The sequence below is a fragment of the Deltaproteobacteria bacterium genome, from assembly GCA_019308995.1.
Classification (GTDB): Bacteria; Desulfobacterota; Desulfarculia; order Adiutricales; family JAFDHD01; genus JAFDHD01.
Window position 1 is genome coordinate 46,743 of record JAFDHD010000006.1, and the last position, 12,849, is coordinate 59,591.

General features: G+C 49.8%; 11 protein-coding genes. 3 read left to right on the forward strand and 8 right to left on the reverse strand.

All coding sequences use genetic code 11. The features are described from left to right. Positions 1 to 78 precede the first annotated feature (78 nt). A complete protein-coding gene (rlmB, locus tag JRI95_02400; protein ID MBW2060393.1) occupies positions 79 to 816 on the forward strand; it encodes a 23S rRNA (guanosine(2251)-2'-O)-methyltransferase RlmB in 738 nt (245 codons plus the stop codon). A gap of 77 nt (positions 817 to 893) precedes the next feature. Next, positions 894 to 1,403: a nitroreductase family protein gene (locus tag JRI95_02405; GenBank protein ID MBW2060394.1), complete on the forward strand. Its 510-nt coding sequence runs from the start codon at positions 894 to 896 to the stop codon at positions 1,401 to 1,403. A gap of 34 nt (positions 1,404 to 1,437) precedes the next feature. On the opposite strand, the gene JRI95_02410 is transcribed toward JRI95_02405, so the two are convergent. The 8 genes from JRI95_02410 to JRI95_02445 form a co-directional block, all read right to left on the reverse strand. After that, positions 1,438 to 4,515 carry a VWA domain-containing protein gene (locus JRI95_02410; protein MBW2060395.1) on the reverse strand — a complete coding sequence of 1,026 codons (3,078 nt, stop codon included), beginning with the start codon at positions 4,513 to 4,515 and terminating at the stop codon, positions 1,438 to 1,440. Between the two features lie 21 nt (positions 4,516 to 4,536). Beyond that, the gene (locus JRI95_02415) at positions 4,537 to 5,403 is read right to left on the reverse strand and encodes a CbbQ/NirQ/NorQ/GpvN family protein (protein ID MBW2060396.1); all 867 of its coding nucleotides are present in this window, start codon (positions 5,401 to 5,403) and stop codon (positions 4,537 to 4,539) included. Positions 5,404 to 5,554: 151 nt separating this feature from the next. Next, the gene (locus JRI95_02420) at positions 5,555 to 6,232 is read right to left on the reverse strand and encodes a YggS family pyridoxal phosphate-dependent enzyme (protein MBW2060397.1); all 678 of its coding nucleotides are present in this window, start codon (positions 6,230 to 6,232) and stop codon (positions 5,555 to 5,557) included. An 11-nt stretch (positions 6,233 to 6,243) separates the two neighbouring features. After that, entirely contained in the window at positions 6,244 to 7,488 is a 1,245-nt protein-coding gene (locus tag JRI95_02425) for an HD-GYP domain-containing protein (GenBank protein ID MBW2060398.1), read from the reverse strand. Between the two features lie 136 nt (positions 7,489 to 7,624). Next, entirely contained in the window at positions 7,625 to 8,857 is a 1,233-nt protein-coding gene (locus tag JRI95_02430; GenBank protein MBW2060399.1) for an HD-GYP domain-containing protein, read from the reverse strand. Positions 8,858 to 8,859: 2 nt separating this feature from the next. Continuing rightward, positions 8,860 to 9,498: a flagellar brake protein gene (locus JRI95_02435; protein MBW2060400.1), complete on the reverse strand. Its 639-nt coding sequence runs from the start codon at positions 9,496 to 9,498 to the stop codon at positions 8,860 to 8,862. A 264-nt stretch (positions 9,499 to 9,762) separates the two neighbouring features. After that, the gene (gene maf / locus JRI95_02440) at positions 9,763 to 10,341 is read right to left on the reverse strand and encodes a septum formation inhibitor Maf (protein MBW2060401.1); all 579 of its coding nucleotides are present in this window, start codon (positions 10,339 to 10,341) and stop codon (positions 9,763 to 9,765) included. Continuing rightward, positions 10,338 to 11,129 carry a TatD family hydrolase gene (locus JRI95_02445; protein MBW2060402.1) on the reverse strand — a complete coding sequence of 264 codons (792 nt, stop codon included), beginning with the start codon at positions 11,127 to 11,129 and terminating at the stop codon, positions 10,338 to 10,340. Before JRI95_02445 ends, maf begins: the two co-directional genes overlap by 4 nt. Positions 11,130 to 11,446: 317 nt before the next feature. Between JRI95_02445 and JRI95_02450 the strand changes: the two genes are divergently transcribed. Continuing rightward, positions 11,447 to 12,613 carry an HD domain-containing protein gene (locus JRI95_02450; protein MBW2060403.1) on the forward strand — a complete coding sequence of 389 codons (1,167 nt, stop codon included), beginning with the start codon at positions 11,447 to 11,449 and terminating at the stop codon, positions 12,611 to 12,613. Positions 12,614 to 12,849 lie beyond the last annotated feature (236 nt).

Consider the following 12,849-nt stretch of genomic DNA (forward strand, 5'->3'; position numbering starts at 1 on the left):
AGTTTTTCCCCTGAAGAGATTGCGGAAAAAGCTGGAAGGGTTTTGCATCGGTCTCTTCAGCTTTAATGGTGAAATAACATGTCGGAAATCATCGGCGGCCTGAATTCGGTCCTGGAGGCTTTACGTGCCCGCGCCGATTCATTCGAAAGAATCTACATGAGTCAGGGCCGCTTGAGGCCGGCTTTACTAGAACTTTTCAAAGCGGCTCGGGCCGCGGGAATTAAAGTAACCCGCGTGGAGAGGTCCCGATTGGATCAAATTTACGACGACCGAGGCCATCAAGGGGTGGTGGCCCGGATTGGCGTTTACCGCTACTTTTCTTTGGAACAGATACTGGATAGGGCTAAAGGTCCGCGCTCCCTGGTTTTGATCTTGGACGGGATTCAGGACCCAATGAATCTGGGATCACTGCTCAGATCGGCCGAAGCCGCTGGCTCAGCCGGAGTGATTCTGCCACGGGAAAGGGCCGCTCCAATCACGGCCGTGACCCTGAAGGCTTCAGCCGGGGCGGCGGAGCATGTTGCTGTCGCCCGGGTGGTTAATCTGGTGCGGGTTATCGAGGAACTCAAGCAAGAAGGGTTCTGGGTGCTCGGGGCTCATCAAGACGCTGAAGCCAGCCTGTATGATCAGGATCTGAGTCAAAGACTGGCCCTGGTCGTGGGAGGCGAAGGCAAGGGGCTCAGACGCCTGGTCGCTAAATCCTGCGACTGCCTGGTCTCCATTCCGCTTCGAGGTCAGGTCTCATCACTTAACGCCGCCGTGGCCGGGGCCTTGGCTATGTTTGAGTACGTCCGTCAGACTCGTGAGCAGAAATGACAACCTATCTTGCCGAAGCTAACATGCTCCTTACCTTAAGCTTTAGTTTTAAAATATTCATATAGCAGGTATTAAAAATGGACACTATCGAGGCCATCAAGACCAGGAGAAGCATTCGGTCCTGGAAAGACAGACCGGTGCCGGACAATCTGGTCAGGGAGATTCTAGGAGCGGCCATGTATGCGCCATCAGCGGTCAACAGGCAACCCTGGCAGCTGGTCATGATCACCGACCGGCAGCTATTGGATAAAATCCCTGAGATTAACCCTTATGCCGCTATCGCCAGAAAGGCCCCCATGGGGATAATGGTTTGCGGTGATCTGCACCTGGATATGTATGGGGGTTACTGGCCTCTGGATTGTTCCGCGCTCACCCAGAACCTCCTCCTGGCCGCTCATGCCAAGGGTCTGGGTGCGGTCTGGACCGGGGTCTATCCCGGAGAAGACCGTGTTCAAGGCTTCCAGCGGCTGCTCAACCTGCCCCAGCATGTCGTTCCCTTGGCTCTGGTCCTTTTGGGTTATCCGGCTGAATCCCCTGGGCCGGAGGATCGTTTCAGGGAGGACCGCATTCATTATAATCAATGGTAGCGCATGTGTTTAATTGCATCAGGATGGCAGGGAATTACATCATGAGCGATTCGATCACCCTGGGTAAGATTTCCGGGAGAGAGTGAATGTCCTGGATGACAAGATAGCTCCTGGGATCGCACATCTTTCTGAGGTAGTCGTTTCCGCTTTGATCAACCGTAATGCAGAACGGCTGGATGCCTTTTTTTTTAGCCTCGAGCAGGGCCAGCATGGTGTCATGGAGGCCGTATTCGTTTGAACGCCTGTCCTCACCGTAATCATGATCCTGGGGAAATCCGTCACTCAGAAGGATAAGGAGGCGCTGGTCCGACTCAATCGGCTTCAGCTTTTCAATGGCATGTCGAATGGCCGGCCCCATACGGGTGCTTTGTTTGGGCTGGATGCCGCCGATTCGTTTCTTCATTGTTTCTGTATAGGAATCTGAAAAATCCTTGATTCGATAAAAATCAACACATTCTCTTCCATAGCCTGAGAACCCGAAAATGGCGTAATCATCGTCAAGGGCGTTAAGGGCCTCCATAATGACCACCAGGCTCTCTATTTCGATATCTATAATCTTCTTGTCTTTGCTCGCCATTTTATGCAAGGCGGGCTCCCGGGCCAACTCAGTCCCCGAGTTACTATATTTTTCTATATAAGGCACCAGCTCGTCTGTCGAGGCGCTCATGTCTATCAGGAGCAGGGTTGATATCTTCCTGATCTTTTTATCTCTTCTGGAAAAGATTCTATCCGAGGGGCTGGCGCTGGCCCTGCGATCCACCACCGCCTCTATCATTGGCGGTAAATCAATCTCATCCCCCCACTCCACTCTCCGAACAACCTCGATAACATTTGGCCGGATACGCTGAAACTGTTTTTTCACCTTCTGAATAAGGTCGTTGTAATTGGCGTAGATCTCGTCAATGCGTTCGGATTCAAAAGGCTCGACCACCCTCTCCCTGAGACAGCACCACCTGGGACGATAAGCCTTGGCCAGATAATCCCATTCATCGTAATAAAAGGGGCCCTCCTGACCAGTTGATCGGTTGAAAATTGAAACAATCGGATGTTCCTGCTCATCGTAATCTTCCGCATTCTGATCATTTGATGCGCTCTTGGCCCTGATTTCATCAGCGTCCGTAATGAAAAGCCCTTGGGAAAATGGTTCTTTTGCCTCCAGAAACTTCAATTTCGAAGGATCAACGGTTTTGAGAAACTCTTTAAGCTCGTCCATGGACATGGGGATAACGCCTTCACTATCTAGGCCATCATTTATGATTTCATCAGGAGGGGCCTTCCAGGGGCCTGAACCGGGCAGAAGTTCAGGGTCAAGCCTCCCTCGGAAAAAAAGAGGAACAGAAGGAATATAGGAGCGGCTAGCCGGCAGCCTGCTTAAGTATTCGTAAATTGTAAGAGTTTTGAAAAAACAGTCCCACACGCCTCGGGCCTTTTCATAGAATCCGGAAAGGGTGTCCTTGAGAAAAGCGACGTGTTTTAAAACGGCCGGTGGTATTTCCGTTTCATCCAGACATCCAATGGTTAACCGTAATAGGACCTCAACAAGGGCCTCCTGAAAAGGAAGGTCCTTAAAAAACGGCCTTCGGCTCATGGTTCTTGAAAAAACCAGCTCGATTTCCTGCCTGAGGCCGGCGTATTCCTGCATGAGCATTCGATCAATCCGGCCGTCCTCTAAAATAAAGAAAATATCCTCGGCCAGTTTTTTTAGGGGAAAGAATTCGAGAACGGTCAGGATAGAGGTGAGTCCGGATTTAAAGGTCCCAAATTCAATATATCCAGCCTGATGAGCCGCGGCTACTTTGTACTCGCGGAAGTTTTCTTTACGAGTCTGCTCGCTGGCGATAAATGGTGGAAGGTAGATCGTTTGACCATCACCGGTCGGATAATGTCTGACAATGGGCTTTTCATCGGAGTCAAGCTCTTCCGTGCTTTTAAGACGCAGTTTCTGACCGGCGAGTGCATGGGCGAAAATGGCAAGAAGACGACGATGATCTTCAAGAAGAACGGCTTCCTTCCATCTTAAAAGCTCATGACAAGACTCTTGAGATATGAGGGTAAAGTAGCTGATCCCGGCTTGCTCATCCTGAAGAAGGAAAGAAAGCCCTTTCTCGATCCAATGGTCGAGAAAAACCTCAGGCATTTCCTCAAGGACGCGGCTGATGTTTTTCAAATAGGTCCAGGAGGCCTGGATGGAAATTTTTCCTAGGGCTGCTTCATATGTCATGACTTTGTCTTGGGCCGGGTATGAGAGAGAGGCGATACTCGAGACGATAGCATCGAAGGCTGACGGGATTCCCCCGGGCTGTTCCGAGGACAACGTTCGAGTCGTTTCGAGGGCCGCAGCCCGAACGGTTGGGCTGAGAGTAAGAAGGGCCGTTGGACATCGCTCGTAAAACTCAATCGCCTTTTCTGGGCAGGCTTGGGTCAGGATGGAGACAAGCTGAAAAACCGTGAGACGTTCGGAGGGATATAGGACATCCAATCCTTCTGGTATCAATGTGAAATAAGTTGACGCCAGATCGGCCGCATGTTGAGCTAGCTTGAGGCCCGTAGCATGCCAGTCCTTCAGTTCCCGGAACGATATGAATTGGATGATCTCAACACTCGATTTCAGAAAGGAGACTGCAGCCTTTTCGCTTGATTTGCCAGCAGCCAGGATTTGGATGGCATATCCAGCCCAGGACCTGAGATGAACGATGTCTCCGTGTTTGAGAAATACTGGTGTGGATCGAAAAAAATAAATAGCTGTCAAGGGAGAGTGTTCGGTCATTTGCAGACCCTGCTCCACCCATCCTTTCAAGTAGTGAATCGAACCCGCTGACAGGAGCGCCGGGCTTGACCGGAAATATTCCTGGCATAAACCGGACGCCTGTGCAGGTTCCTTCATGGTCTTTTGCCCCAGGATCATCCATTGTAAAAATTCTTCTCTTGACAGAAAGGGAAGGACGGCGGGGGAGGTCTTCATGAAGGCGGCAGCCCCTTCAGTCGAGCGGTCAAACAGTTCCCCGGCCAGGTCAATGATTTCATGACCGGATAAATCGTTAAACCACTGGTTTTCCGCAAATGGCTCTTCTTCTGTGAATAAGGCCTTTAAAAATTTTTTATCAAGCTTCAATGGGGCATTCCAAAAAAATCGCTATGGAAAAATTGTGGATATGACTTCTGAAATGGCTTTCTGGACTTCCCTTTCATCAGTCAGTGAAGCGGCAATGGCGATCTCGCAAGCCCTCCTGGCCGTTATGCCTTCCTTGATCAGCCTCCCGGCATAAATCAGCAGACGGGTACTGACCCCTTCGTTCAAGGCATGTCCCTTCAGGTTTCTTATTTTTTCTCCTGCCTTGGCTAGTTCGTAAGCAATCTCACTGTTGACTGAACTTTCATGCTGAATGATCTGGGCCTCCTGTGTTCGGGAGGGGTAATAGAAATCAATCGCCATAAAACGCTGCCGGGTGCTTTGCTTTAAATCCTTGATCACACTCTGATATCCTGGATTGTAGGAGATCACGAGCAGGAAGTTATCATGGGCCCTGACAACTCTTCCGGTTTTGTCTATTGTGAGAAATCTTCGATGATCTGAGAGGGGATGGATGATGACGGTGGTGTCCTTTCTTGCCTCGACAATTTCATCGAGATAACAAATGGCTCCGATCTTGACTGCTTTGGTTAGTGGTCCATCTACCCAGATGGTTTCATCTCCTTTTAAAAGGAACTTCCCAACCAGATCAGTCGCTGTTAAATCCTCGTGGCAGGCCACTGTTATAAGTGGAATGGATTGCCCGTTGCCTTCTTCCGAGACGCCAAGCTCATGGCCAAAAGTGTAGGCCATGTATTCAATAAACCGTGTCTTTCCCGTTCCGGTCGGGCCTTTAAGGAGCACGGGGATCTTTGAACGAAAGGCCGCCTCAAATAGCTTAACCTCATCCCCAATTGGGAGGTAATAGGGCTTCTCCGTAATTCTATACTCCTCGACCTTGAATTCTCGAACTTTTTTAGATAAATTCATTTTTAATTCCTTTTTCAGGTTGGAATAATAAGGAAAAGGCGTCTTTAGGTCAAGGATGGAAAAAGATGGCGGGGACAATCGAATAAATTCCCTGCTTAAAAAAGGTTCTTCATATCCTCCTTTAAGTCCCTGACAGGAATGTTTCAACAGATTATGATCGAGGTCCGAAGATGGCCGTGCCAACGCGAACGATGGTCGCGCCTTCCTCGACAGCGACCTCAAAGTCGCCGGACATCCCCATGGACAGCTCGGTCAGCGAGGGGCTGATACTTTCCTTGAGCTTCCTCAATGCCGTAAAGTAGGGCCTGGCCTTGTCCGGCTGGTCGAAGAAAGGAGGCATGGTCATAAGGCCCCGCACCTCAAGATTCGGTAGCTCGTCCAGCTCGGCTACAAGGTCGGCGGTGTGGGCCTTGTCCACTCCAGACTTGGATTCCTCCTCAGAGATATTGACCTGGACGAGAATGGGTATGCGGCGGTCTATATTTTTTGCCCGTTTGTTCAGCTCATTGGCAAGTTTTATACTGTCCACGGTTTGGATCATGTTAAAGAGCTTGACCGCATACTTGGCCTTGTTGGTCTGGAGATGGCCGATAAAATGCCAGGTGGCAGAAGGGCCAATCTCCTCAATCTTTATGCGGGCTTCCTGTATGTAGTTCTCCCCAAAGACTTTCAGCCCGGCATCAAGTCCAGCCCGGACAGTGTCGCTGGACAAGGTTTTCGTCACAGCAACCAGTTGAACCTCTGCCGGCTCCCGGCCGACCCGAAGGCAGGCCTCCTGGATTCGGTCAATCACCATTGCGAGGCGTTCCTTGATTGAGGATGAGGTCATATATCGTTCCTTTATGATTGGAAATAGATGGACAGGTCCAACCCCAGAGGTTTGGGATCAAGCACCTCGACCACCTCCCGGTCCAGATATTTCTTATCACTGAGATCAATGGTCTTTGGCCCGGTATGGGGGAGACCTCTTGAGTCAAAGATGATCTTGATTCTGGGCCGGAGTAAGGTGGCGCGGTTGACGTTTATGACCACAGCGATCTCACCACTGTTAAGTTTGATCAGGGTCCCGGCCGGGTAAATGCCAAGGCATTGGGTAAATCTTTCCACCCACAGAGAGTTAAACTGTATGTCTCTCAAGGCAAAGATAACCTTAAGAGCCTCATGCGGCAGTATGCTTGTGCGGTAAACCCGGTCACTGGTTAAAGCATCATAAACGTCTGACATACCAGTAATGGCAATGAAATCATCAATTTGATCCCCGGAAATACCATCCGGGTAACCTGACCCATCAATCCGTTCATGATGATGGCGGGCCACCAAGATGGCCTCCTCGGGGATTTTTTTTGTTTTCTCAAGCATATGAGCCCCAACCACCGTATGGGACTTCACGGCCCTGAATTCCTTCTCGGTTAATGTTGATCGCTTGTTCAGGATTTTCAGCGGCACCTTGGTTTTTCCGATGTCGTGAAGAATGGCCCCCAGGCCTAACCGACGAATTTTGCTGCGGGATAAATTTACGTGGCAGCTCATGCCGATGGCCAGCACGGCCACATTCAGGGAATGGGTCAGGGTGTACTCGTCATATGTTTTCAGTTTAATCAGGGCCAGCGAGGCGTCCCGGTTCCTGAAGGCAGACTCGATAATATCCTCAACGTTATCCTGAACCTTGGGCACATTGATTTCCCGTCCGGCCCGGGCGTCAGCCAAGAACTCCCGTGTCGTCTCAAGGGCAGTGAGATATGTCTCGCGAGCGCGGGGGAGTTCTTCTTCAAAAGTAACAACGTCAGGAAGGGCTTCCGGCTCCTTCTGGATTTGGTTTTCGACCTGTTTACTTTTCTGGGATTTTTTCAGACTCTCTTTGGTTCGATCGTCTTCCTTCGGGCGGGAGGCGCTGCGGGTCAGGTCTATGGTAACCTCTTTGATGCCGTATTCTATGAGCTGCTGGATATCCTCGATCGAGGCGACCAGTTTACTTTTTCTGGTCCAGGGGTGGTCAAACCATTTTCGTCCCACATCATGAACATACATGCCCACTGTCAGGTCTTTCGTTTGAATTTTCTTCAGCTTTTTATTAGGCTTGTCCACTTCTTCCCTGAAGCAGAATTTGGATATCTAGGATATGTCCCCTAGGACAAGAGCCTGCCTGGAGGCGCGCTTTCTGTATTCAATCAGCCCCGGCCAAGACATGTATATTTGTGTCGGCTGAACTCATGAACAGTTCTCACAGATACCTGGTAAGGTCCAGGCCCAGGCTTTTAGGGTCTAGAACGTCAACAACCTCCTGATTCAGGTGCTTTTTATCATTAAGATCAATGATCTTGTGCCCGGGTATGGGGAAGCTTTTTGAATCAAAGAGAAGCTTGACTCTTGGTCTGAGCAGGCTGGTGCGGTTGACACCTAAGACCACGGCCACTTCACCGGTATTGAGTCTGATTAAGGTGCCAGCCGGGTAAATGCCTAGACACTGGATAAACCTTTCAATCCAGAGCTGGTCGAACTGTATGTCCCTTAAGGCGAAGATGGACTTGAGGGCCTCATGCGGGAGTATACTGCTGTGGTAAATCCGGTCACTGGACAGAGCGTCATATACGTCTGATATGCCGGAAATGATCATGAAAGGGTCAAGCTGATTTCCAGACAGCCCGTCCGGGTAGCCGGTGCCATCAATTCGCTCGTGGTGGTGTCTGGCTATAGTGATGGATTGGTTGGAGATATCTTGGGTTTTTTCAAGTATCTGGGCTCCGATTACCGGATGAAATTTGATGGTCTTGAACTCTTCCTCAGTCAACTGACTTTTCTTGTTGATGATTTTCGAGGGTATCTTGGTTTTTCCCAAATCGTGAAAGATGGCTCCTATCCCTAACTGGCGGATCTTACCCCGGGGGTAGTTTATATGACAGCCCATGCTGATGGCCAGGACGCCCACATTCAGTGAATGTGTCAGGGTGTATTCATCATAAGTTTTCAGTTTGATCAGGGCCAGGGAGGCGTCTCGGTTCCTGAAGGCACTCTCGATCATTTCTTCAACATTGTCCCGCACCCTGGCCACATTGATCTTGCGTCCCGCACGCGTATCAGCCAGGAATTCTCTTGTGGTTTCCAGAGCGTCTAAATAAGTCTTCCGGGCTCGAGGCAGCTCCACTTCCAAGGGCACGGATTCCGGCTGGTCTTTTGCCTCATCTCCAATTCGATCCTGGAGTTCATTGATTTCTTGATCTTGTTTTGCGCTTTCTTCGTCTTCAGGAGCTTTCTTTTTTGCTGGGACCTCGCGGGCCAGGTCAATGGTGACTTCCTTGATACCGAACTCCTTAAGCTGCTCGATGTCACTAATCGAATTGATGAGTTTGCTCTTGTGCGGCCAGGGGTGGTGGAACCATTTGCGCCTCACATCGTGAACAAACATGCCGACCCTAAGGTCTTTGGTTTGAATTTTTTTCAATCTTCTGGCTGGCATGCTTAAGCCCTGACGCGCAGCAGTTTCAGATTTTCCAGATACGCATTAACCCTTGCATGGACTGGCTGAAGACTGTCCGAAAAACTCAGACCCATGTGGTATATGTCCTCGATTTTTTGACAATTTTTCACTTCACTTTCAAGATCAACGGCCAGCCCGTGCTCAGGGAAAGGGATGACAAGGTATAAAATGGTCTCTACGGAGAAGGACTTGGGTGAACTAAGCAGGCATCCGCTGCTGGAAAGGTTGAGTATCTCGCCTTTGACCCGCTCATTCTTGTCGTCTGACTCCTTATCCGTGGAAAAGGCTAGATTGAGCCTGACAGGGTAGCGCTCTTCCCTTCTAATGTTTGAAGATTCTATTGACTCAGGATATTTCAGAAAAACCAAAGGAAACGGGCGCCTGGCAAAACCTAAAACCTCGGACATAAACCCGCACGCTCTCCCGGCTTCTATAAACCGAACCATACAAACAATGCCTTCATCTAGCTGAACCGGCAGACTGTTGTGTATAGGGTGGTCTATGATAACGTATTGGTTTTGTTTAAATCCTCTAAAAAGTGAGTTGAACTTGTTATTGAAAATAGAGGGGAATTCAACGATAAGTCTCAGACCCGGAGAAAAAGTAGGTTGTCCTTCCACTTCCAATCTCTACCTTTCATTATGGGTTGCTACCGGCCATTTTAAAGACAAACTGTTTCTATTGGAACCAGGTTACAGAAAAAGATATCAGAAGTTCTTCTATGTTCAAGTTTTTCCTTTCCTTTATTTTATTTTATCACATCAGCTCTCCAGGGGATAGTTAAAAAATATTATCCGCGAAGTGAGGCGCTCACCACTGCCAAGAAAAATCTCCTTATCTGTCAACGCTTTTCGTGGCCAGGACAGATTTAACGCAGCCTCAATCTAGGGCGCCAGATCAAATCGTCTCAGTAGTTCGATTACCTCAGCCAGAGGCAATCCAACCACGTTGGTGTAAGAGCCGTTGATTGTACTGACCAGGGCGGCCCCCCGGCCCTGGATGGCATAAGCCCCGGCCTTGCCGATCGGTTCCTTGGAATCGAGATAGTTCTCGATGTCTGAAGACGTGAGCCGCCTGAATTCAACCTCAGTCCGGACGCAGTTGCACTGGCATTCATTCAGCTTCCTGTTTAATAAACAGTAACCTGTTAATACTTCATGGCGTCGGCCGGAAAGTCCTTGCAGCATCTTGGCCGCTTCGGCCCTGTTCCTTGGTTTACCCATAATCTTACTATCCAGAACGACGATGGTGTCAGCACCCAGAATCCAGGAAACGGGATTATGATCCGCGCACCATTCTGCTTTGGCTCGAGCCAGGCGGAGCACATAAGCTGATGGGGTCTCGCCGGGCTTGACTGTTTCGTCCACCTCACTCGGCTGAATCTCGAAATCAATCCCGGCCAGCGTCAGGAGTTCTCTTCTCCGGGGCGAATTCGAGGCTAGGATTAAACAGAGACCGCTCATAAACCTGACCTTGGAGGTTCGGGGAGTTTAAAAAGGGACCTGACAGCTGCCGTGGTGATTGCGGCCACTTCTTCAACAGACACCCCCTTGATGCGGGCTAGTTCGGCGGCAGTAAATCTGATCAGGGCCGGTTCATTGCGCTTTCCTCGTTTGGGCGCCGGGGCCAGAAAGGGGCAGTCCGTTTCCAGGAGGATAGATTCCAGGGGAACTTTAGCCACAACCCGGCGCAGGGTTTCTGCCTTGGGAAAGGTGATCGTGCCCGGGATGGACAGGTGAAACCCCAAATCAAGAAAACGGCGAGCCAGGTTGTAGTCGCCGGAAAAACAATGAATCACCCCCCTCTTCAGGCTGGACCGAACGGCTGAGAGGTGGCTATAGATTTTCTGATGGGCCTCCCGGTCATGAATGATCAGAGGCAGATCCAGCTCCAGGCCCAGATGAATAAGATCGTCAAAGGCCTTTTCCTGGAGGTGGTGCGGTGAGAGGTTTCTGAAAAAATCCAGGCCGATTTCACCGAAGCCGACCACCTGCTCGGACCGGCCCAGGTCTCGAAGCCGGTCAAGCCCGGCCGGTGTGAGGCTCTTGGCGTCATGGGGATGGAATCCGACCGTAGCTGAGATGAAGTCGTTTTTTGCAGCCAGGTCTATGGCGCGGGCTGAACTTTCCACATTGATGCCAATGGTTATGATGTGAACCAGCCCCGCTTCTTTGGCTCTTTTCAGAACATCCTTTCTGTCTGAGTCAAATTCTTTCAGGTCCAGATGTGCGTGACTGTCAATTAGGTTCAATCTGCTTCAACTCCTGATTCCCTGAAGATTTTGGTGATTGTTCATTCTCAGAACCACAAAAGCCCCAGCAAGTTGATTTCGATTTTCATTTAAGGGCCTTGAAATGGGTGGGAGAATGAGGACAAATTAAAACGCTTTTATTTATTTTTCTTAAATTGCTGTAATTTCTGGTAATTGCTTCCAATTTGCAGGTGGAATTATAACCGTTCAGGCCAGTCACCGCAAGGCTTGATGCAAGCAATCCTTCTTATTGGCGTGTTTTTCTTTTCAGGATTTATTGCTAAACCAGAAATCATGTCCTATAATCTTTATCTAGTATGGGTTCAGAACTGATAGAGTTGCGTGATAAATTGGATGAAGACGAGGCTCGAACGCTTTCACCCCGGGCCTGCCTGAGCCGTGAAGCGCTTCGACGACGCCCGGATAAAACTGCTGCTCAAGATCACCGCCAAAACTATGCCATTGATGTTGATCGTATCCTGCACTCCCTGGCTTTTACAAGGTACATTGATAAAACTCAGGTCTTCTATTTAATCAAAGACGACCATATCTCCCACCGGGTTCTTCATGTACAGTTCGTTTCCCGTATCGCCCGAACCATAGGTCGGCACCTGGGCCTGAATCTGGACCTGATCGAGGCCATCGCGTTGGGGCACGATCTGGGCCATGCCCCTTTTGGCCATGACGGCGAGATATACCTCTCCCGGCTCTGCCAGAGGCATCACATAGGCCATTTCGTTCATGCGGCCCAAAGCGTTGAGTTCTTGGAAAAGATTGAGCGCAAAGGCCAGGGCTTGAACTTAAGCCTCCAGGTACTTGACGGCATCCTGGCTCATGACGGAGAGGTGGACATTAGGTCTTTAGGCCCTGAGCCGAGTCTTTCCTTTGACGAGCTTGATCGCCACATGGAGGGGAAAATAAAGGATCCTTCGGTTGATTTTGCACCTATGACTTTTGAGGGGTGTGTAGTACGGCTGGCCGACACTATCAGCTATATCGGGCGAGACATAGAGGACGCCATTCGACTGGAGTTGATTCGCCGGGCCGACCTGCCTGCTGATTGCGTCCGCGTCCTCGGTGACACCAATGGGAAGATTGTCTATACACTGGTCACTGACTTGATTCAGACCAGCATCAGGGAAAATATTGTTGGCTTTAGCCCGGAGCGGGCGCAGGCCCTGGTCAAGCTCAAGGATTTCAACCGCGAGCGAATCTACTTTAATATAAACATTAAAACCGAAGCCGAAAAAATCGAAGCGCTTTTTAGGCTGATTTTTGAACGCCTTCAAAATGATCTCCAGTCCGGTCAGGAGAATAGCCCGATTTTTAAAGAATTTCTTCAAAATATGGCTCCAGGCTATTTTGAGGGCCGACCCTCGGCTGCAGTGGTCCGGGATTTTGTGGCCGGCATGACGGATGAATACTTTTTGGCCGAGGGGAGACGAATGCTTCTGCCTCAATACCGGGTCCGAGGGTCTGCTTGAAGTCAGCATACATCCATACAGGAAACGCGATTTAGACCGTTATCAAACTCGCGCTCCTCAATTCAATTTTCCGCATTGTCTCATGAATTGATCTTCTTCATATTTACACCTCTCCCATATAAAAACATTTTCTATTTAAGCGCCAAATTCTGAGTGGCTGCCAGTCAAACTATAAGTTTATACTCTAGAAAGAATTAAAAATTGAATCATAGCGCCCGCGCTTACAGGAGCAGGCG

Excerpts from the sequence above, each read along its gene's own strand:
- JRI95_02405 (MBW2060394.1), top strand. The coding sequence starts at position 894 with ATGGACACTATCGAGGCCATCAAGACCAGGAGAAGCATTCGGTCCTGG.
- JRI95_02450 (MBW2060403.1), top strand. The coding sequence starts at position 11,447 with ATGGGTTCAGAACTGATAGAGTTGCGTGATAAATTGGATGAAGACGAG.
- JRI95_02415 (MBW2060396.1), bottom strand. The coding sequence starts at position 5,403 with ATGAATTTATCTAAAAAAGTTCGAGAATTCAAGGTCGAGGAGTATAGA.
- maf (MBW2060401.1), bottom strand. The coding sequence starts at position 10,341 with ATGAGCGGTCTCTGTTTAATCCTAGCCTCGAATTCGCCCCGGAGAAGA.
- JRI95_02430 (MBW2060399.1), bottom strand. The coding sequence starts at position 8,857 with ATGCCAGCCAGAAGATTGAAAAAAATTCAAACCAAAGACCTTAGGGTC.
- rlmB (MBW2060393.1), top strand. The coding sequence starts at position 79 with ATGTCGGAAATCATCGGCGGCCTGAATTCGGTCCTGGAGGCTTTACGT.
- JRI95_02420 (MBW2060397.1), bottom strand. The coding sequence starts at position 6,232 with ATGACCTCATCCTCAATCAAGGAACGCCTCGCAATGGTGATTGACCGA.